Source organism: Hominimerdicola alba 8, assembly GCF_000178155.2.
Lineage (GTDB): Bacteria > Bacillota > Clostridia > Oscillospirales > Ruminococcaceae > Hominimerdicola > Hominimerdicola alba_C.
The window spans coordinates 1-18,596 of sequence record NZ_ADKM02000040.1 but is presented as its reverse complement, the minus strand read 5'-3'; the positions used below and the strand labels follow the sequence as shown (position 1 = coordinate 18,596).

The 18,596-nt window shown below is 45.9% G+C and carries 16 protein-coding genes and 4 tRNA genes; 6 read left to right on the top strand and 14 right to left on the bottom strand.

The window, feature by feature from the left end; genetic code table 11:
- Nucleotides 1-35 precede the first annotated feature (35 nt).
- Both CUS_RS03560 and CUS_RS03555 read right to left on the bottom strand, forming a co-directional pair.
- Entirely contained in the window at nucleotides 36-512 is a 477-nt protein-coding gene (locus tag CUS_RS03560; RefSeq protein ID WP_002847571.1) for a hypothetical protein, read from the bottom strand.
- Between the two features lie 406 nt (nucleotides 513-918).
- Nucleotides 919-2,049 (bottom strand): TraB/GumN family protein, encoded by a 1,131-nt coding sequence (locus tag CUS_RS03555; RefSeq protein WP_002847595.1) that lies wholly within the window; start codon nucleotides 2,047-2,049, stop codon nucleotides 919-921.
- A gap of 705 nt (nucleotides 2,050-2,754) precedes the next feature.
- On the opposite strand from CUS_RS03555, the gene CUS_RS03550 reads away from it, so the two are divergent.
- A complete protein-coding gene (locus CUS_RS03550; protein ID WP_002847551.1) occupies nucleotides 2,755-4,266 on the top strand; it encodes a glycosyl hydrolase 53 family protein in 1,512 nt (503 codons plus the stop codon).
- A 317-nt stretch (nucleotides 4,267-4,583) separates the two neighbouring features.
- Here CUS_RS03550 and CUS_RS20625 read toward each other — a convergent pair whose 3' ends face one another.
- The 4 genes from CUS_RS20625 to CUS_RS03535 all read right to left on the bottom strand — a co-directional run bounded on the left by CUS_RS20625 (nucleotide 4,584) and on the right by CUS_RS03535 (nucleotide 7,204).
- Nucleotides 4,584-4,712 carry a hypothetical protein gene (locus tag CUS_RS20625; protein WP_002847625.1) on the bottom strand — a complete coding sequence of 43 codons (129 nt, stop codon included), beginning with the start codon at nucleotides 4,710-4,712 and terminating at the stop codon, nucleotides 4,584-4,586.
- On the bottom strand, nucleotides 4,702-5,109 hold the full coding sequence (locus CUS_RS03545; protein WP_002847582.1) for an RNA polymerase sigma factor: 408 nt from the start codon (nucleotides 5,107-5,109) through the stop codon (nucleotides 4,702-4,704). The genes CUS_RS20625 and CUS_RS03545 overlap by 11 nt, the downstream gene beginning before the upstream one ends.
- Nucleotides 5,110-5,220: 111 nt before the next feature.
- Nucleotides 5,221-6,018 carry a sigma-70 family RNA polymerase sigma factor gene (locus CUS_RS03540; protein ID WP_002847558.1) on the bottom strand — a complete coding sequence of 266 codons (798 nt, stop codon included), beginning with the start codon at nucleotides 6,016-6,018 and terminating at the stop codon, nucleotides 5,221-5,223.
- Nucleotides 6,008-7,204, bottom strand: a complete 1,197-nt coding sequence (locus CUS_RS03535) for a DUF6076 domain-containing protein (RefSeq protein ID WP_002847583.1) — start codon at nucleotides 7,202-7,204, stop codon at nucleotides 6,008-6,010. The genes CUS_RS03540 and CUS_RS03535 overlap by 11 nt, the downstream gene beginning before the upstream one ends.
- 214 nt (nucleotides 7,205-7,418) lie before the next feature.
- On the opposite strand from CUS_RS03535, the gene CUS_RS03530 reads away from it, so the two are divergent.
- From CUS_RS03530 to CUS_RS03520, 3 genes are all read left to right on the top strand, one after another.
- On the top strand, nucleotides 7,419-8,717 hold the full coding sequence (locus CUS_RS03530) for an AAA family ATPase (RefSeq protein WP_100084524.1): 1,299 nt from the start codon (nucleotides 7,419-7,421) through the stop codon (nucleotides 8,715-8,717).
- Between the two features lie 535 nt (nucleotides 8,718-9,252).
- Complete coding sequence (locus tag CUS_RS03525) at nucleotides 9,253-9,453, top strand: helix-turn-helix domain-containing protein (RefSeq protein WP_002847637.1); 201 nt, start codon at nucleotides 9,253-9,255, stop codon at nucleotides 9,451-9,453.
- A 107-nt stretch (nucleotides 9,454-9,560) separates the two neighbouring features.
- The gene (locus CUS_RS03520; protein ID WP_002847545.1) at nucleotides 9,561-10,772 is read left to right on the top strand and encodes a tyrosine-type recombinase/integrase; all 1,212 of its coding nucleotides are present in this window, start codon (nucleotides 9,561-9,563) and stop codon (nucleotides 10,770-10,772) included.
- A 62-nt stretch (nucleotides 10,773-10,834) separates the two neighbouring features.
- Here the strand turns inward: CUS_RS03520 and CUS_RS18495 are convergent, their stop codons facing one another.
- Together CUS_RS18495 and CUS_RS03510 are read right to left on the bottom strand one after the other, a co-directional pair.
- Nucleotides 10,835-11,821, bottom strand: a complete 987-nt coding sequence (locus tag CUS_RS18495) for a DUF6602 domain-containing protein (RefSeq protein WP_002847561.1) — start codon at nucleotides 11,819-11,821, stop codon at nucleotides 10,835-10,837.
- A 243-nt stretch (nucleotides 11,822-12,064) separates the two neighbouring features.
- A tRNA-Leu gene (locus tag CUS_RS03510) sits at nucleotides 12,065-12,148 on the bottom strand.
- 664 nt (nucleotides 12,149-12,812) lie between these two features.
- On the opposite strand from CUS_RS03510, the gene CUS_RS03505 reads away from it, so the two are divergent.
- Complete coding sequence (locus CUS_RS03505) at nucleotides 12,813-13,157, top strand: type II toxin-antitoxin system PemK/MazF family toxin (protein WP_002847552.1); 345 nt, start codon at nucleotides 12,813-12,815, stop codon at nucleotides 13,155-13,157.
- Nucleotides 13,158-13,244: 87 nt separating this feature from the next.
- On the opposite strand, the gene CUS_RS03500 is transcribed toward CUS_RS03505, so the two are convergent.
- The 6 genes from CUS_RS03500 to CUS_RS03475 all read right to left on the bottom strand — a co-directional run bounded on the left by CUS_RS03500 (nucleotide 13,245) and on the right by CUS_RS03475 (nucleotide 16,387).
- A complete protein-coding gene (locus CUS_RS03500) occupies nucleotides 13,245-14,747 on the bottom strand; it encodes an L-fucose/L-arabinose isomerase family protein (protein ID WP_002847639.1) in 1,503 nt (500 codons plus the stop codon).
- 179 nt (nucleotides 14,748-14,926) lie between these two features.
- Complete coding sequence (locus CUS_RS03495; RefSeq protein WP_002847548.1) at nucleotides 14,927-15,685, bottom strand: potassium channel family protein; 759 nt, start codon at nucleotides 15,683-15,685, stop codon at nucleotides 14,927-14,929.
- A 142-nt stretch (nucleotides 15,686-15,827) separates the two neighbouring features.
- On the bottom strand, nucleotides 15,828-16,013 hold the full coding sequence (locus CUS_RS03490) for a hypothetical protein (protein ID WP_002847594.1): 186 nt from the start codon (nucleotides 16,011-16,013) through the stop codon (nucleotides 15,828-15,830).
- A gap of 122 nt (nucleotides 16,014-16,135) precedes the next feature.
- Nucleotides 16,136-16,209, bottom strand: a tRNA-His gene (locus tag CUS_RS03485).
- A 5-nt stretch (nucleotides 16,210-16,214) separates the two neighbouring features.
- Nucleotides 16,215-16,288: transfer RNA gene (locus CUS_RS03480), tRNA-Arg, on the bottom strand.
- A 28-nt stretch (nucleotides 16,289-16,316) separates the two neighbouring features.
- Nucleotides 16,317-16,387, bottom strand: a tRNA-Gly gene (locus CUS_RS03475).
- Between the two features lie 467 nt (nucleotides 16,388-16,854).
- Here CUS_RS03475 and ptsP point away from each other — a divergent pair.
- Nucleotides 16,855-18,528 (top strand): phosphoenolpyruvate--protein phosphotransferase, encoded by a 1,674-nt coding sequence (ptsP, locus tag CUS_RS03470; RefSeq protein WP_002847549.1) that lies wholly within the window; start codon nucleotides 16,855-16,857, stop codon nucleotides 18,526-18,528.
- Nucleotides 18,529-18,596 lie beyond the last annotated feature (68 nt).

Below are 18,596 nucleotides of genomic sequence, written 5' to 3'. Positions count from 1 at the left end.
CCGAATATCATCACGCTTTAAATCGTGATGGTATATCAGAGCACATTTTCGGTCACGCCAAGATATATATCTATGATAAGGTCTTTGATATCCTCAGGAGCAGCGGGTTCCTGCACTGTGACATTATATCCCGCTGTTATCGGGGTAAGACTATTTGCTTTTACATATTCCATAAGTTCGTCAGCGGTATCCTTGAGCAGTGCGGGGTCACCCTTGTGCCTTATCCTGAGAGCGTTGGTCAGCCTGAATAAAGGCTTTATCGCATATGGCGGTGTGACGGATATCTCCTTGTCCAGCGGAACGAGTATCTCGATATCCATTACAGGTTCTGCACCTGACGCATCCATAGCGAATGTTGCAGTCACAGTCGGACCGACAGCTTTAGCACCGTTGGCTTTGAGCATCTCCGCGATATCCTTTGATACCTGCGTGAGCTGTGCCTGTGTAGCCCTTGCGCGGTATGATAATACATTTTCCATTTCAAGCCTGACATTGCTTATTATTTCGTGCATATTTATGACCTCTTTTCTTTGTTTTCAAATGAACTATAGCGATTGGGGCTTTTAAATTCACAAGATCAAGTCGCAAAAGCCGGGATCTATGGGTCTTGTGACCGAATTTTAAGGCGGATCGCTATAATGGTCGGAACTATATATATATTATACACATATTTATATGAAATGTCAACATATATCTGATGAATTTGCCTGCACACATCTATTCTCTGTTTAATGACTGCTGCCGCCGCAGATAAGCGGCAATATCATTATATCCGAACGGATATATAAAAGAGCCACAACGCAGATATATCTGCATCATGGCTCTTCTGATATTTAAATAAGAAGGAATACTTTGAGTTTTGCCGCCCGTTATCCTGAGATCTTCCTCACAGCAGACAGCGGCGTTATACAGCTTTTATCAGACGATCTTCTCAACAGTGTAGCCCATGCCTTCAAGGAGGTTATCAACACCGTTATCGCCTGAATAGTGACCTGCACCTACCATAAACAGGCAATTCTTGCCTTCCTTTATATATTCTGATGCCTTGTCTGCCATATACTTGTTGCGGTCATCAACCATCGTCTTGAGATATTCTTCGTGGTCATCTTTGAGGTCTTCGGGAAGTTCGTCGATATCCATATCCATATCCAGGAGTATATCGCCGCTTCCCTCAGCCCAGAGTTCATAAAGTTCGGCGTAATCTTCGGCAAAGCCCTCGATATCGTCCATATCATCAACTGCTTCACCGATAAGATAATCGGCATATTCATCTGAGAATGCGTTGAGCGCACCTGTCTGCATCGAAAGTTCTTCAATGCTGATGACTTCCTTGCCGTCTTCCTGTGCTTTGCCGATGAAATATGTATCTGTGCCTGCCATCTCCATATTTTCCAGCCTGAGCATCATGATGCTGGTAAGCTGATTTATCCAGTAGCCTGCGGTATACTGGTCGAGCATATCGACATATACACCTATACTTGTGAAGTAATCTTTTGCCTTGTTATAGGACTCTTCAGATATATGGTCTTTTACAGTCGAACCGTCGGAATATACCATGCCGTTCACATAATCCATCTGAGCATTGATATCGTTCTGCAAAGCGGTGACATCATATTCTACAGCTATGGAATCAACGCTGTTGTAAATATCCATCAGGTCAGCGGGGTATTCGGATACATTGTTAGGCAGGACATGAATAGTGCCAAGCAGATACATCGAATTGCCGCTCTTAGGGTCGGTGACTTTCCACAGGGGAGGGTCTATCTCGGTATTCTTGATATATTTGGTTATATCAACAGTTTCACCGTATGGGTTTGTGGGAACAGGGGATTCGACAGTTTCTTCCGAAGTCGGCTCACCTATTACCTGTGTTTCTTCAGCGGTGGTTTCGGAAACTTCTTCAGTGCTCTCTTCACTGCTTTCAGCGGTATCAGATGATACAGCCGAAGATTCACCTGCGGCAGAAGAGTCAGACTCGGTCTTTCCGCAAGATGCACATGAAACTGACATTATGATAGCCAGAACTGCTGCCAATACTTTCTTTTCCATAGATATTTTACTTTCCTTTCCTTATTAAAGGTACACGAATTGTACCTTTTGTATGATAGTACATTTAATTTATATATATAATATACAATTATTACCGCTAAAAGTCAATAAATAGAAAATATATTTAATCTTATATACACAATTATTGTGTTTTTTAACTTTATCTTTTGGGTTTCAGCCGATTATTTGTACATTTTAGTATAACTTTGTGATATATTACGATATTATCTTTGAACTGTGGTTTGAGGGCATGTCTTTTTTGTCCATTTGATGGTCGGGTTTTGATATATAGGGGTGGGTTATGCAGTAATATTATATAATAAGCGTTCTCGGATATTGCTGATTTTTACGCGCTGATGCCGCCCGATAATGCCGCTGCACTTACCATCACTCCGCTTGCTGGCGGAACGCGCCCTGTATCGGCACATCCGGTCATAACTCAGCTGAGGTGAACGCATAGCTGTATAAAGATTAAGATCAGACTTTCAGCGGTCTGCTCTTTTTTATGTTTCGTGTTGTATATTTTCCACAAAATCTATTGACAAATGGTCGGGCGTTTGATATAATACAGGTGCGAAAATTATTTATAGTAAACGACATATTTATTTCAACATTCAGCGCTCGCGGACGCTGTGGTTAGCATTGACTGCGTCGAATGCGTGGGGCTGTGAGCGGGAAGACCACGATTATTTATAGGAGGATATTATGAAGACAAACATATTACAGCGCGCAGTGAAAGTCTGCGCAGTATCGGTCGCATCGGTGCTGATGCTGACATCATCGGCACTGATGATGACTTCCGCTTCTTCACAGGCGGGGTCTGCAAACGGCTATAACAAGAGCGTGACGTTCAATTCTTTCCCCGTATCTGTCAACGGCGGTGAACCTGTGCGCGGTGTGGATATCTCTTCGATAATCTCGATAGAGGAAGCTGGTGTCGTTTTCCGTGACGACAGCGGAAGAGAACAGGACATATTCCGTGTTTTGTACGACCATGATGTGAACTATATACGTGTGCGCGTGTGGAACGAGCCGAATGACGGCAACGGTCACAGCTACGGCGGCGGTCACAACGATGTCGCTACTGCCTGCGAGATAGGCAAACGCGCCGCTAAATACGGCATGAAACTGCTGGTGGATATCCAGTATTCGGATTTCTGGGCTGACCCTGCAAAGCAGACTCGCCCCAAATACTGGGCTGAACATGACCACGATACCCTCGCGGGCGAGATATACAAGTGGACGACTTGGGTGCTGACTGCCATAACTGAGGCGGGCGGCGATATCGGCATGGTGCAGGTCGGCAATGAAACCAATTGCTTCTTCTGCGGTGAAAAGGACATGTACAAGATATGCGACCTGTTTGCCAGCGGCGACAAGGCGGTGCGTGACTTTGACAGGGATATACTTATCGCACATCATTTTGCTGACCCATCAAATGCGGAACACTACTACTGGTACGCAAAAGTTATGGACGAATGCAGGCTGGATTATGATATCTTTGCAACATCTTACTACCCCTACTGGCATGGCACGACCGAGAACCTCACAAACGTGCTGAGTACGATAGGCAACAGATACGGCAAGTATGTCATGGTAGCTGAAACTGCTTATCCTTATACTTCTGAGGACGGTGATAATTTCGGCAATGTGGTATCTGCGGGTTCATCGGGTGCAGACCTGCGCTATGATGTTTCCGTCAGGGGACAGGCAGAATGTCTGACCGATGTATTTCAGGCTGTGGCTGACTGCGGCGGCAGGGGTATCGGTGTATTTTACTGGGAACCTGCATGGCTGGGTGTCAGCAATATCTCGTGGTCTGAACAGCGCGATAAATGGGAAAGATACGGTTCGGGCTGGGCAACTGAACATGCCTCAGGCTACGACCACGATGCTTCATCAGCGGGAGGTTCTTCCTACGACAATCAGGCGTTGTTCGATTTCAGGGGTCGCCCGCTGGAGTCGCTTGATGTATTCACCCGAATTTATCCTAAAAATCAAAAGCCGAATATCCCCGATGACCACAAGACACGTCTGCGCGGTGATATAGACGGCGACGGTGCAGTTACCGCGAATGACCTCACTCTTCTGAAAAATGCCGATGTAAAAAAGTGTGTCCTTGATGAAGAGCAGTTCATTTCAGCAGACCTTAACATCGATGCTCGCGTAGATGTCCATGACATCATAATGCTGGAAAGGATACTTTCTAAATCGTAATTTTTAGCAGGGCGGGAAGTTTCGTGCGTTTGCATTGTAGGGCGGTGGCTCACAAAGATATGTGCGGCGCATGATCTCCCTAAAGTGAACCTGCATAGCTTACGACACTTGGACGCAAGCCTGCTCATCAGCTCGGGCACTGGGCGCAGTGGCGGATATCCTCACAGACAGCAAGCCGAGAAAAGCGGAATAGAAACACAAAGAGCAGGTTTGAAAGAGTGCGCTTATATAGAAGTTTTCCAAACTACTATATTCAATACCTTTACATCAGGCTATAAAAAAGCAGATGCTTCCCAATCGAAAGCATCTGCTTTTTGCTATGTTATGGACTCAAACGGTATCTGTTCTGACTCCCAAGTGCTGTCGGCGTGAATGGTAATCAGTTCAGCACCACGCTGTTTTGTTTCCTTTTCAATGCCGGGCATTGCGAGGTAGTCAATACTCATACAGTATATCCTTATCGGTTTGACTAAGCTGACTAATGCAAGATCTCCACGCAATAATATCAAATTCCGAATAACTGTCTTCCAAATAATAATTCTCATCATTATATTCTTCGGTGTTCAGATTGATTTTTTCTTTCTTCAAAGCATCCTTTGCTGTGTTTCTAATACTTATGACGATATATTTGATCTGTTTGTTAGATTCTAATTTGTTAACAGTCTGAAAATTTTTTGCAATGGATAAAAAGGTTTCCGATACGCATTCCTCTGCAAGTGAATTGTTATTCAAGCAGTCCATTGCAACGAGATATGCCTTGTTCTTGTATTTGTTATACAGCTTTTCAAAAGCCTTTTTATCCTCCTCATCATCGATGAGTTCCATATATATCATCGGTATCATAGGCGTCACTTCCCCGATAGTAGTTATTATGTTATCATACCATTTTTTACAGAAAAATACAAGTGTCCTGGCGCAAACGGTCGTTTTTTAGCTCTAAATGGTAAAATCAGCTCAATTTGTCATATCCTCCACCAGCCACCATGCCTCTCTGAACTTTCTTAGCTCGCTAAAATGCCAGTACCAATAGTAAAGCAGTTCCGTAGCTTCGTGCTTTTGTTTCTTGACAGCATCCTCGGTCATAAGCTCAAAATTGGCAATCTTCTCGATGGTCATCTCCTCATAGCCGTAAGCTCCGAAGAAACTTCCGATTATCTGCTGCTGTTTAGGTGACAGCTTATCAAACAGCAGCTTCAGCCTCTCGGCACATATCTTCACATAAGCAGCGTGGTCTGGCTTGGGTTCTTTTGAGATAAGCTTCGGATTTTCAAGATACTCTTCACCGTACTCATCGTTGAGCGTAAGCATAATACTCTCAGTCTTGAACGAAAACCGCAGATACCTTGCCACAAGCTGTTTACTGATACCAAGCTCATTTGCAATGCTCTCATCGGCCATTCCGTCCCTGTGCATTTTCCTGCATTTGCTTATCGCCAGCATATCCCTATGCGCTATGGCAACAGGCGTTATGAACTTTTCAACGTGCCGTATCATTGCATACTTTAGATACGGATAAATATACGATGTAAAGATGCCCTTGTTCGGGTCATAACTGCGCTTGTAAACAAGCTCTATAAGCTCCACCGAACCCACCTGAAACAGCTCGTCCTCCAGTTCCTCATTGCTTATCCCAAACTTTTTCATAACGTCCTTGACAATAGACTTAATAAATATATCAAGCTGTAAATACAATTCATTAAGCGCAGTCTTGTCTCCGTTTTCAAAACGCAAAACTAATTCTTCATTGGTCATTCTTTTTACCGGGTCGTCCTTTCTTCGGCGGTGTGATACCGCATAGCTTGTACAGATTTGCAGAGCATAACTGCTGTTCAAACTCCTCATTCGTAAATTCGGGAGAGGTCATAGCTGTGTGGTAAAGCTCCTCTGCTTTGGCTGAAAGTGTTCGTTTTTCATCTTCTGTAACAGCCCCACGCTGACAGCTCTTTGTAAGCCTTGCAATGCACCTCTGATAGCTCTGATATTTTGGGTTGTCAGCATTTTTCTCCTTTGGCTTTTTCTTTGCAAAGGCTATCTGATTGCAGGTGCGCTTTGGATTTTCGGGCGAGGGCATATCGCAATACTTGGTCTTGTAGCCGCCTTTTACAATGAAAAATCTGTTGCAGTTCAGGCATCTGCGTATCTGATGCCCGACCATCAGCCCTTTGAAGAAATCAACTTTCAAAAGCGGCTGCAGCCGTTTAGCGTGATAGTACTCGGCAATAATATACTCTCCACTGCCCTCTGCTGTCTCTCTCGGAACAAGGTTCATATCAAGATTGTCTGTAAAATCATAGCTCATATAAGGGTCGGTCAGAGGGTTTGCGATCTTCTTGTACGCATTTGGCGCATTGATAAAATCAAAGTAAGCAGCCGCATAGTTTTCCGGGTCACACTTTTTCAGGTGCATAATGTTGTCTGTAACAAAATAGTAAATGGTCTTGTTGAAATTATAAATGTCGTTGATTATAGGCTCCATAGCTTGGGCCGTTTCCACATATATTTTCCATGTTTCGGGAGTGAGCATATTATCTGTAATGTTTTTGAACTGTTCAAGAATTTTTACATAATTAGGGTCTGCAAGGACTTGAAATATCTTATGCTGCAAAAGTATACTGCACAGCTGCAGCAGAATATCATTCAGCTTCTGCCACTCCTCTTTGCTGGGCGGGGTGTATTCAAGCTCCGGTTCATCAGTCAGGTTGTCAGCGTCAAATTCAGCTTCGTCCCAATTGCCTACCATATCCATAGCCCATTGCGCTGACTTTTCATTGTACTCTTTATCAAGAACCTGCTTGGCAGACTGATACAGCCCGTAGATCTCCTCATACTCCTTTGGAGTTATGTTCATACAAGTCGCAGAAAGCTCGCCCAGCATAAACTCCTGACCGTTGACCTCGATCATATCACCCTTGACCCAGAACACACAATCTGAAAACATAAAGCACCTACCGAAACCTATTTTAACAATTATATCATACTCCGCCGCACCAAATCAATAGACTAAATGTAAAATGTCCAACGAGTTAAAAATTAAATGTCCTGTGATTTTATACCTTTTTTCAAAATCGGAACATATATATAGTGAAAGGCAAAATTGCCCCGGGCGCAGCGATGCGTTCGGGGCTTTTAATATTATGTAGGGAGATGATATGATGAAAAAACTTATCACAAAAACCTGTGAGGAGATCATGACCACGCTTTACAAGCCCACCGTGTTCGCCGTGGACGGTCTGCTGGCACAGGGACTGTTCATTCTCGCCGGCTCACCGAAGGTGGGAAAGTCGTGGCTTGCGCTGGAACTTTGTCTTTCCGTCACAAAGGGCGAGCCGCTTCTTGAACGCCCGACACAGCAAGGCTCGGCATTATACTTCTGTCTGGAGGATAGCTACCAGCGAATACAAAGCCGGCTCTATGAACTGACCGATGTGCCGTCGGACAAGCTGTTCTTCTCGCTCAAAGCTGACACTATAGGCAACGGTCTGGAAGAACAGATCATCAAGTTCAAGTCCGAGCATGATGACCTGCGACTCGTCGTCATCGACACCTTACAGATGGTGCGTAACGAAACGGAATCAAGCTACGGCAGCGACTATGCTGAGATCGTTCCGCTGAAAAATCTGGCAGAGCAGCTTGGGATTACAATAGTTCTTGTTCACCACTTGCGCAAGGCAGCGGACAGCGACCCGTTCAATATGATATCGGGGAGTACAGGGTTAAGCGGTGCAACTGACGGTCAGCTTGTGCTGAAAAAAGATAAGAGGGGTGGTACACAAGCTGTGCTCTATGTCACCGGTCGTGACATAGAAGATCAGGAGATGTCGCTGACCAAGCAGGGTGCAAAGTGGGTGCTTGCCGATAAGCATGAGGACAAGCCACCAGACTTATTTGCCTTCGCTGTGCATGATATGATGACGGAGTTGTGTTCATTCAAAGGCTCGGCAACTGAACTGTGCGGTCTGCTGAAAGCAAAGTTCGGCGGTGAGTATTTTGCCAACCGACTGACAAGAGATATGTTCCGCAAGGCATATGAGCTTCGTGACTTGGGTGTGACCTTCGAGCCAAAGCGCAGCAACGGGCAGAGACTTCTGCTTCTCCGCTATGATAAAAATAGTGACAGTAGTGACGGTAAAATGCTGATGCCAGAGCAGCCTCAAACTGCTGACCCTACCGTCACTATGGAGAGCGATGACTGTTCGGAAACCGTTGAAAATGCGGCATCTGCGGATGATGATGGCAGTACAAGCGCAGACTCTTTTACTGACCCTGCGCCCGAAGCTGCTGTCCCTGCTGACGGTGCTGCCGACCCTGAGTTCGTTCTCATCAACGGCAAGCAAGTACCTATCGTGAGTTTTTCGCTGGACGATCTGCTCCACCGCAGCGCCGCCAAGATCCGAGCGCAGCTCTACAACGAGAGGGGGATAACAGTCCCCGAGTTCAAACTCGCACCGTGAGCCGATTTGTGCCCTCCGAGCACCGAGGTCGGGTAGTTTAACCAACGAGCCGACAAAACGCCACACAAGCGATTTGTGGGCGACTGTCGGGCAAACAGGACGGAGCACACAGTTCTGATGAGAGATCAAAGCAGGCACATTAAAGTCGTGTTTCCGGTTTGCAGGTTAAATTGCGGCGTCATTCGCCGCAAAATTCACAGCGGACGGCAAAGCCGACCGCCATTCTGCGGGGTTTTCGGGCTATTCGGAATTGGCGTCATTCTCTGTATTTTCAGAAAATGGCGGCGTTAAAAATCTGAAAATCATGCTGAAGCGGCGTAAGTGCGGGCTGTTTCGATGGAGTAAAGGGCAATTATTAAGCCCGATCAAAACACGATACCAAAATGGTATTGAGATACGGAATCTGATTCCGACATATCGGGGAGTCAGTAAATGACAGCCCCCCTTTGAAAACACTACGAAAGGAAAGATGTACTATGAACATCACACATACCAAACACAACATGACAAAGACAACAAGGAGTGTGATAATCACATGGCAGAAAAGAAGATCGAAAATAAAATCGTAATGCTGACGATCAAGGAGGCCGCTGCTCTGGTGGAAGGTCTGACTGAATACCGAGTACGGGAACTGTGCAAGTCAGGAAAGCTGCCTTGCTTCAAAGCGGGCAAGAAATACCTGATAAACAAAGATATTCTGTACAAATACTTGAACGGCGAGTTGGTGGTTCAGTAGAAATTTATGTTGTAGAGTTTAATTCCGAGCCTGTCGGCTGGCAATGCCCGTTAGTCTGTGGTAATGTGGTAGCTGTCGACAGGCAAATTTATGAAGGAGGAAACGCAATGGCGTATATCGAAAGAAGAAAAAACAAGAAAGGCGAGCTGACCGCCTATCGCTTCCGTGTGTATAACGGCTATGATGTGAACGGCAAGCAGATGGTTCAGTTCAAAACATGGGTGCCGCCCGAGGGCATGACCGCAAAGCAAGCGGAGAAAGAAGCCCAGCGTTTGGCGGTGCTGTTCGAGGAAGAATGCGCTCACGGTCAGGTGACGGCTACAGTAAAATTCCAGAAGCTGTGTGAGCAGTGGTTCGGTGAGTATGCGGAGTTGAACCACCGCAGCACGACCTTGCAGAGGGAACACCTTCTCGCTGGTCGTATCTACCCTGCGCTCGGACATCTCCGTATCGACAAGATAACAGCGAGGGACATTCAGAAATTCATCAACAGCCTTGCCAAACCCGGTGCCAACAAGCGCAACGGCAAGCCGCTATCTCAGAAAACGATGCGGCATCACCTGTCGTTTATCTCGTCCATATTTGAGTATGCGATAAGGCTGGATATGATCAGCACAAACCCTTGCAGCAAGGTCATCATACCAAAGATCGACGCTAACGGCAAGGTGTACAAGAAACCTGAAAAGCACATCTACACAAAGGAGCAAGCAAAGGAGTTTATGACGATACTCCGTGAAGCACCGATAAAATATCGGGTGTTCTTCACGCTGGCAATTTACACCGGTTGCAGGCGTGGAGAGATACTCGGAATCGAGTGGAAGAACATCGACTTTGAAAACCGCACCATAATGATCGACCACACATCGAACTACACAGCTAAAAATGGTATCTACACCGACGCTACCAAGACTGATAAATCAACTCGATTGGTTGACCTTCCGCCAACGGTCATAAAACTTCTGAAAGCCTACAAGCACGATCAAGACAGCTACAAAGCTAACCTCGGGGACAAGTGGCAGGAGCATGACCGCCTGTTCACGAAATGGGACGGTGCTCCGATGCATCCGGCCACACCGTACTCGTGGCTGAAGAAAGAGTGTGAGCGCAGGAGCTTCCCATTCTATGGGGTTCACACCCTACGTCACTTCTTCGCCTCAGTAGAAATTGAAGCGGGAGTTGACCCGACAACCGTTGCAGCAATGCTTGGGCATTCGACTCCCCAGACAACTTTGACAACCTACTCGCATTATTTTGCGGAGAGCAAAAAGCGGGCGAGCAATATCGTGGCTGATGTCCTTGAGGGCAAGGATGCAATGTAATGTACAAACCAATATGGAGATAGTTCAATAAATGAACTACCTCCATATTGGTTATAATTTCATTATTTAGGAAATAAGGTTTTGTTTATCAAATCAGTATATCGCTTACATATTGGAACTAGTTCATCTGCACTTATTCCTTTTGCAATCACGTCTTCCGCTGTTAGTTGATTTGTTGAGACTTTAAAGAATATATCTTTGTATTCATCCATAAATTTTAATTCTTCTCCAGTTAGGGTTGCATCTCCCAAACTGATGGATGCATCATCAGGCAGAATCTCTTTTGGGACTACTAGTTGAAGACCATCTAATGCATGACTATTGTTCGCATATGCCAATAAATCAGGTGGAAAATTCTTTGTAGTATTTAAATGTTGTTGTAACAGTAGATAGAAAACATATAGGTTGATCTCTTCTTTATTCTTGGTTATACACCATGTTGTTTGTTCTGAAGGCATCGTACATATTTGTTTTAACCCATTTTTATCCACATTAATGATATTTCCTTGATCAAGGATACAAATAATACTAGGTTGATTGCTTTTAGGGACAGATTTACATAATTCTTGTAAATTGGATGCTATAGTTTCTATTTTATTCTCCGAAGTATAAGCAAATATAGATCCAAATATTTGGTTGTGATAATTTGGAATAAAAGGACTGTTAATTAATGCTGATATTTTCAACTCTTTTACACTCTTTATGTTATTTATACTTTGAGATAAAGTGTTTTTGTTTAATGTTGACTTTATCTCCACAGTAGCATATACACTTTCTACAGGGATCACTATAGATGTTTCATATTTCAAAAAAACAGGCGAGTTAAAAGCATCATACACAAAAAAATCTTGCTGTTTACTTTGTGTGCCATTAACATCAGTAATTATTCCATTTCCGACAGAAAATTTTTGTGGAAGCAAATCCTTTATATATAATCGTAATTTATCTTCACGCCCAGCTCCTCGTGTCGCCATATGCTCAATATGAGATAATACTTCTGAATCACTTTGTAGTTTTTTTGCAATTGACTCTATGTTGTATAATAGCATTATTATCACCTCAAAACTATATATATTATTATATCACATTTCCGTTTCTCAGGCAAGAGTCTTTTTCATACTATTATTGATAATGTCAAAAAATCTATTTTTGTCATTAGGTTCAATCGGCGGGAGTCCCATCTACGGGGCTCCCGCCTACGCTATTTCCGAAATAAGGTCCAAAATAAAGTCCAAAGGGCGATTTTTGGCAAAAAAAGAGCCCCGAAACGCCGTAGTTTCGGGGTTTTTGATTGGTGCGGCAAACGGGACTTGAACCCGTACGTCTAGGACACACGCCCCTCAAACGTGCCTGTCTGCCAGTTCCAGCACTGCCGCATTAATGATTTATGTGAGGGTGAAGCACTGAATTACACATTCAGCTTAATTATTATATCATAGCAAGAGCGGATTGTCAAGAGTTTTGTGAAAATAATTTGAGATATATCAAATTTTATATGTGGTATAACTAAAAGTGCATATTAACGATACCCTGCCCTCATGTTTTTTTAAGAAGCCTTTTGTAGATATGCCTCTAGTGGCAGGAAAGATTTCGGCGCGGAGATAAATTCATAAGAAAACCGCCCTATTGGGGATTTTTTTCACCGGTTCTTCCGAATATTTTCTCAAAATCGGTATCTATTATTCATCACTTATATCACCGAATATTTGTACAAATGCAGATACGGCAGCCATTTATCCGAGAATATACGAAATATGGTTCAACTATATCAAATAACTCACGTTTTTCTTTATTCCGAATATACCGTATTACTCCACCTCACCGGTTGACTGTTACATGTCAAACCACTTCCAACGTTATTATAGCACTGTTTTCAGTAAATGTCGCTCCCCCATTCACCCCGCCGCCGCATTCAGCATAAAATAAAGTACCCGAAAGCAAAAGTGCAGGGCGGGGAAATTTCACGCGGGGGTGAATTTTCCTCTGCAAAGCGGGAATAATACTGACAGAAATGATCTTACAAGCAAGGAGTGTTTTCAGGTGATCGTTCACAGAGGTGACATTTATTATGCTGATCTCAGCCCTGTGGTGGGGTCTGAGCAGGGCGGGCTTCGACCTGTGCTGATAGTTCAGAACGATATAGGCAACCGACATTCACCGACAGTGATAGCGGCGGCTATAACCAGCAGGCAGGACAAGGCTCGGCTGCCGACGCACATTTCGGTGGGTGCGGGGTGCGGTCTTTCGCGTGACTCGGTGGTCTTGCTGGAGCAGATACGCACCCTTGACAAGCGCCGTCTGCGCGAGAAGATGGGTCAGCTGGATAAAGGTTCGATGAATGCGGTGGACAACGCACTTTCGGTGAGTTTTGGGCTGAACGGTTAGCTTCGGCGGAACAGTCCTGCACACAGCTGATAATTCGGACAAAAAAACGGCAGGTCTTTGCTGACCTGCCGTTTTGTGTTTTATAGATCATTTATAAGGGTTTTCACCGAAGTATCTTACGCCTGCGGGTCTGTTGTACTCTCTGTCGTCAACGCCCAAGAATTTCAGGGTATCGAACAGTGCCTTGCCGTGATGACCGAATACGACCGCACCGTGATGAGGATAGCCCTTTTCGATCAGAACGTATCTGTAGAAGCGAGCCATCTCCTTGATGCCGAAGATGCCGATAGTACCGAAAGAGCGTGTAGCAACAGGCAGTATCTCGCCCTCAGCCGCATAAGAACGCAGAGTTGCGTCAGCAGTGGACTGGAGTCTGAAGAAAGTGATCTCGCCGGGCTTGATGTCACCCTCAAGAGTACCTCTTGTGATATCAGGCTCAACATCAGGCTCAAGACCCCTGTGCATTATCAGCTGATACTTCATAACAGGGTTGTTCAGTATGCAGGCAGAACCGTTGCCGCAGTGGAAGCCCATGAAAGTATCTCTCTGGGTGTAGTCGAACTTGCCCTCAATATCTTCTCTGTAGATGTTGCCCGGAACAGTGTTGTTGATATCCAGCAGAGTTACCACCTCATCGGAGATGCACTCACCGATGTACTCGCTGAGTACGCCGTAGATGTCAACTTCGCAGGAAACGGGGATGCCGCGCGCGCCAAGTCTGCCGTTTACATAGCAAGGCACGAAGCCGAACTGTGTCTGGAAAGAAGGCCAGCACTTGTTGGCAAAAGCAACGAACTGTCTTTCGCCCTTGTGCTCTTCTGCCCAGTCCAGCAGAGTCAGTTCATACTGAGCCAGTCTTGGCAGAATGCCTGCCATCTTGTTGCCGTCGCCCAGTTCCTTAGCCATATCGTCGATAACGCCCTGAATGCGGGGGTCGTCCTTATGCTCATTATAAGCGGCGAACAGGTCAAGTTCAGAGTTTTCCTCTATTTCAACGCCCAGATCATACAGTCTTGCGATGGGTGCGTTGCATGCGAGGAAGTCCTGCGGACGGGGACCGAAAGATATTATCTTCAGGTTTTTCAGACCGACAACAGTTCTTGCTATGGGGATAAACTCATGTATCATGTCAGCTACTTCGGGTGCAGTGCCGACGGGATATTCGGGAATGTAAGCCTTAACGCCTCTCAGCTTGAGGTTGTAGCTTGCATTGAGCATACCGCAGTAAGCATCGCCTCTGTTATCGACCAGTGCATTGCCGCAGTCGTCCTCAGCGGCGGCTACGAACATAGCGGGACCGTCGAAGTACTTAGCCAGCAGAGTTTCGGGTGTTTCGGGACCGAAGTTGCCCAGATAAACGACCAGTGCGTTACAGCCAGCGGCATTTACTTCATCAAGTGCCTGACGCATGTGCTTCTCGTTCTCGATAACGGTGGGACATACGAACAGACCCTCAGCGCCATATTTTGCGGCATAAGCCTCAGCAACGGCATTTCTTCTGTTTTCGGACAGGCTCATGGGGAAACAGTCCCTTGAAACTGCCACCAGACCCAGTTTTACTTCGGGTGTGTTTGCGAGTTTGTTGCTCATGGTAAATTACCTCCGTGTAGACTGCGCGGCGCTGTGTGTGCCAACGACCGCAAGGCCGAACAGTGCTGCGCAAATAAAATGCGATCTTCAATCGTTACGCACATTATAGCACAAATATAAACAAGTGTCAATTCTATAATTTGACATGGTCTTGCCATTTATTGCGGAAATTTTTTTGCTCATCGCCTTTCTTTTACGCCTTCTGTTCTGAGGGCTTTGAGCACCTTGCAGAGTTGTTCGATATCGTCATCGGACAGTTCGTCAAAACGGTCAAGCTGGGCTTTTACCGTTTCTATGACGGCATCTGCGGGCTTTTTATGCTGTCTGTTCATAAAGAACGAAGTGAGGGTACTGGTCAGCGAACCTATCAGCCCGATACCGACCAGCATCAGCACCATAGCGATAAGTCTGCCGTAGAGGGTACTTGGGGAGATATCGCCGTAGCCGACTGTAGTTGCGGTGACGAAAGCCCACCAGATGCCGTCACCGAAGTCCATGCCCTCAGCGTAATGTATCAGCACGCCGCCCGTGATGATGGTCATGAAAGTGGCGAAGACCACGTATTTGAAGCCATTTGTATTGTAGAAACGCTGTGCTTTTCTCAGCGGGCGTGATAGAAAAGCGACTATCCTGATGAGGTTGAGCACATTTAAAAAGGTATCGGCGCGGGGGTCGGGCAGCGGGGGCAGAATGCCATGTATCGGCAGAACAGCGACCGCGTCCCAGAAATTTATCTTAAAGAACCTGTGTTTATCCGGCGCGGCGGCGGTGCGCACTGCGAGGTCGGCGGCAAACAGGACGTAAATTGCCACACTGACCGTTCTTACCCACTCCGACAGACTGCCTGTGCAGTCAAAAAGCACCAGCACAGCGGCAAAAACAGCCAGAGCGCTCATGACCACATCATAGACGATATGCTGTGTTTTTCCTAGTTTCATATTTTATCACCATCCGAAAGATCTTATAGATGCGGCAGAAGTTGTAATGTCAGATTACACAAATTTTGCATTAAAATTTGAGCATCGCCGCAAAATATGGTAAGAAAAAAAGCGCCCCGCAACGGAACGCTTGCAGATAATATCACAATGCTTTGGTTTCTATCAGTCTTCTGCGCAATTTCCTCTCATTCTGAACATCCTGAATGCTTGAATGCAGGAAAAGCAGTGCGGCTGACAGTGCAAAAGTCCCCGCCAGCTGTTTGTTTTTTATGACCGAACTGAAAAGCATCAGTGCCGAACCTACGATGATCTCTTCCTTTGGATCCATTACAGATGACCCCCTTTAATATTTTTATATTTTTGCACTCTTCGACACGGGCATGACCTTCCGCCGCGAAATGCTGACATATACAAAAAAAGCCCGCATAACGGACTTTTGAAACCTTATAGGGTGGGTAGAGGGATTCGAACCCTCGATCTTCAGGACCACAATCTGACGCGTTAACCAACTACGCTATACCCACCATAACACGCCATACTGGATTCGAACCAGTGACCTACCGCTTAGAAGGCGGTTGCTCTATCCAGCTGAGCTAATGACGCATATCTGCTAAAATATGTTCAGCAGTAAAGCGGGTGATGGGAATCGAACCCACATGGCCAGCTTGGAAGGCTGGAGTTCTACCACTGAACTACACCCGCAGTTCGGTCATTGACCTCTTGTCGGTCAACGTTGTCTATTATAGCACACCTCTGCGGGTTTGTCAAGAGGATTTGAGTGGATTTTCAAACATTTGATTGTTTGTTTAAAAATAGTTAAAATCCAAAACGAAAGATGGGCATTTTGCCGAATGTATCGATCTGTTGCATGCGCTCTTGTCGGAAGGACTGCTGTGTTTATCACACCTGCGGGTATCGTTCTTTTCGTCTGACTTTTTTGCTTGACTACGTGTTTTTTGCGAACTGCTTTGTGTTATATCTCAGCTTTTTCTGAATAGAGGGTTTAGATGTGGACAATATCGCTAAATTTCTTTTGTGACTTTTTGCTCTTTCGCTGAAAAATATTGACTAAATGTAAACAAATCAATTCAACTCTTTTAACTTCGGTGGAATGTGATATAATAAAATTGTAATACTATGACCTTTGGGGATCGGAGGTGGCAGCATTCATGATCGCTCTGAAAGGGCGCTCTGTTTATGGCGGCATCGCTCGCGGGACTATAAGTTTTTACCAGCGCGACCGCTTGAATATCCCCAGAATAAAGATAAATGACCCCGCTAAAGAGTGGGACAGATATACAGAAGCTAAAAATGCCGCAGTCAATGAACTTAAACTTCTGCGTGAACGCACCGCTGAAGAGATAGGGCAGACTGATGCGGATATTTTCTATATTCAACAGATGCTATTGGGCGACAGTCAGTTCGAGCGAGGTGTCAGCGGGCTTATATATACCGAAAAGTGCAACGCCGAATATGCGGTGGCAAAGACTTCTCAGAAGCTGGCGGAAGTAATGCGTCAGGGTGACTCGGATTATATCCGTGAACGCTGTACTGATGTTTTTGATGCCTCCGAGCGCGTGATAAGGCTTTTACAGAACCAGTCGAGCAGTGATTTCGTGCTTGATGATGTGAGCATAATCTGTGCGGAAGACCTTCTTCCGAGTGAAACGGCAACGCTTGACAAGTCGAAGGTGGCGGCTTTCTGCACCAGCGGCGGCTCAACGAATTCCCATACGGCTATACTGGCGAGGACTATGAATATCCCCGCGCTGATAGGTCTTGGTGATGTAAGGCTTGAAGATTATGACGGCAGATATGCTATAGTTGACGGCTATGACGGTGTCATCTACATTGAGCCTGACACTGAAACTACTATAAAGATGGCGCGCCGCGAAGAGGAAGAGGGACGCAAGCGTGAACTTTTGCAGCGGTTGAAAGGCAGGCGCAACCTTACCCGTGACGGGCGCGAGATAGAGGTTTACGCCAACATCGGCGGTATAGGTGACCTTGAGTCTGTCATTGAGAACGATGCGGGCGGTATCGGTCTGCTGAGGTCGGAATTTCTCTATTTGCAGAGAGACAGTTTCCCTGATGAGGAAGAACTTTTCTACAATTACCGCAGGGTGGTCGAGGAGATGAAAGGCAAGAGGGTCGTTATAAGGACGCTGGATATCGGTGCTGACAAGACGGCTGACTATTTTGAACTTGATAAGGAGGAGAACCCTGCGCTGGGCATGCGTGCTGTAAGGCTCTGCCTGCGGCGGCAGGATATTTTCCGCACACAGCTGAGGGCTTTGCTGAGGGCATCGGCATACGGCAAACTGTCGATACTGATACCGATGATAATAGATGTTGACGAGGTATACCGTGTCAAGGACATAATACACAAGGTAAAGGACGAACTTATCAGCAGGAAGATATCGTTCGATGACAGGGTCGAACTGGGCGTTATGATAGAAACTCCCGCCGCAGTGATGATAAGTGACCTGCTGGCGAAAGAGGTCGATTTTTTCAGTATAGGCACCAATGACCTCGAACAGTACACACTGGCGATAGACAGGCAAAATCCAAATTATGAGAATGTGGTGCCGCCGAACCATCTGGCGGTGCTGAGAATGATAAAGATGGTGGTGGACAATGCTCACAGTCACGGCAAGAAGGTATGCCTGTGCGGTGAGATGGGTGCAGACCTTTCGCTTACAGAAGTGCTGATGGATATGAAACTGGACGCGCTTTCGGTCGCGCCGCCGCAGGTGCTCCCCATAAGACGAATGGTACGCAGTCTGAACCTCAGTGACAGGCGGCAGGTACACGACAATATCCAGAGGGTGCTGCACTATTGATAGGCACGGCTGTTCTGCTGACGCGCAGGCGGCGTGCAAAAGCGATATGATACTTAAGAATACAGCAA

Excerpts from the sequence above, each read along its gene's own strand:
- CUS_RS03560 (WP_002847571.1), bottom strand. The coding sequence starts at position 512 with ATGCACGAAATAATAAGCAATGTCAGGCTTGAAATGGAAAATGTATTA.
- CUS_RS03555 (WP_002847595.1), bottom strand. The coding sequence starts at position 2,049 with ATGGAAAAGAAAGTATTGGCAGCAGTTCTGGCTATCATAATGTCAGTT.
- CUS_RS03550 (WP_002847551.1), top strand. The coding sequence starts at position 2,755 with ATGAAGACAAACATATTACAGCGCGCAGTGAAAGTCTGCGCAGTATCG.
- CUS_RS20625 (WP_002847625.1), bottom strand. The coding sequence starts at position 4,712 with ATGAGTATTGACTACCTCGCAATGCCCGGCATTGAAAAGGAAACAAAA.
- CUS_RS03545 (WP_002847582.1), bottom strand. The coding sequence starts at position 5,109 with ATGATACCGATGATATATATGGAACTCATCGATGATGAGGAGGATAAA.
- CUS_RS03540 (WP_002847558.1), bottom strand. The coding sequence starts at position 6,018 with ATGACCAATGAAGAATTAGTTTTGCGTTTTGAAAACGGAGACAAGACT.
- CUS_RS03535 (WP_002847583.1), bottom strand. The coding sequence starts at position 7,204 with ATGTTTTCAGATTGTGTGTTCTGGGTCAAGGGTGATATGATCGAGGTC.
- CUS_RS03530 (WP_100084524.1), top strand. The coding sequence starts at position 7,419 with ATGAAAAAACTTATCACAAAAACCTGTGAGGAGATCATGACCACGCTT.
- CUS_RS03525 (WP_002847637.1), top strand. The coding sequence starts at position 9,253 with ATGGCAGAAAAGAAGATCGAAAATAAAATCGTAATGCTGACGATCAAG.
- CUS_RS03520 (WP_002847545.1), top strand. The coding sequence starts at position 9,561 with ATGGCGTATATCGAAAGAAGAAAAAACAAGAAAGGCGAGCTGACCGCC.
- CUS_RS18495 (WP_002847561.1), bottom strand. The coding sequence starts at position 11,821 with ATGCTATTATACAACATAGAGTCAATTGCAAAAAAACTACAAAGTGAT.
- CUS_RS03500 (WP_002847639.1), bottom strand. The coding sequence starts at position 14,747 with ATGAGCAACAAACTCGCAAACACACCCGAAGTAAAACTGGGTCTGGTG.
- CUS_RS03495 (WP_002847548.1), bottom strand. The coding sequence starts at position 15,685 with ATGAAACTAGGAAAAACACAGCATATCGTCTATGATGTGGTCATGAGC.
- CUS_RS03490 (WP_002847594.1), bottom strand. The coding sequence starts at position 16,013 with ATGGATCCAAAGGAAGAGATCATCGTAGGTTCGGCACTGATGCTTTTC.
- ptsP (WP_002847549.1), top strand. The coding sequence starts at position 16,855 with ATGATCGCTCTGAAAGGGCGCTCTGTTTATGGCGGCATCGCTCGCGGG.